This window comes from Haloarchaeobius salinus (assembly GCF_024464185.1).
Taxonomy (GTDB): domain Archaea; phylum Halobacteriota; class Halobacteria; order Halobacteriales; family Natrialbaceae; genus Haloarchaeobius; species Haloarchaeobius salinus.
This window is the reverse complement of record NZ_JANHAU010000017.1, coordinates 1-700: the sequence shown is the minus strand read 5'-3', so window position 1 is coordinate 700 and position 700 is coordinate 1. Positions and strand designations below refer to the sequence as shown.

Genomic DNA, 700 nt, shown 5'->3' with positions numbered 1-700 from the left:
ACGGGTCGCGTTCAGATTAGCTGATTCCATGCGAAGGCGAATGATCTGAGCCACTCGTCAGCAGTTTCTGCTTCGGCGTGGCTGAAACAGTTTGAGAAAGAGGTAGTTCTGCGTTTTACCTCTCGAAAGACACGTTCGACGCTGTTGCGATTTCCGTGGCGTTCGTAGCGGAAATCGAGGCCGTGACGGGTGCAGGCGTCTTTCAGCGGCGTTGCCCCGTCGACGAGGAACACGGCATCGTCGACGTCGTGTTTCTCGCGCAGTTCCGTGAAGAACGCGCGAGCGAGCACGTTCGTTCGCGTCGGTTCAAGCTTCGTATGCAGCAGTTCGTTGGTATCTGGGTCGACGGCAGCGTACAGCCAGTAGCGTTCGTCATTGAGTTGGACCATGGTCTCGTCAACCGCGACGTGATCCGGCGAGTGTCCCTCCTCGGGCTGTAGCTCAGCCTTGTGCACCCAGTTATGAACGGTCGATTTAACGCGATCAACACCGAACAGTTCGAGAATCGAGACAGTATTTGAAAGCGAAAGACCAGCAAGATGCAGCTGAATACTGAGCTTCATCAACGGCTGCGGTGTTGCCTCGCGCTCCACAAAACCTAACTCAATCTGGTCGGTACATCCGTTGAGGCTAGCGTTTTTCGACATGGACACTCAAAAAACGCTACGCCTCACTTTTCAATCCTTATCTGAACACCGCC

1 protein-coding gene is annotated in these 700 nt (G+C 54.4%); it reads right to left on the bottom strand.

Annotated elements, in window-relative coordinates; all coding sequences use genetic code 11:
- Nucleotides 1-11 precede the first annotated feature (11 nt).
- On the bottom strand, nucleotides 12-647 hold the full coding sequence (locus NO345_RS19565) for an IS6 family transposase (RefSeq protein ID WP_256302107.1): 636 nt from the start codon (nucleotides 645-647) through the stop codon (nucleotides 12-14).
- Between the last annotated feature and the right edge of the window lie 53 nt (nucleotides 648-700).

Coding starts and splice junctions, on each gene's coding strand:
- NO345_RS19565 (WP_256302107.1), bottom strand. CDS start 647: ATGTCGAAAAACGCTAGCCTCAACGGATGTACCGACCAGATTGAGTTA.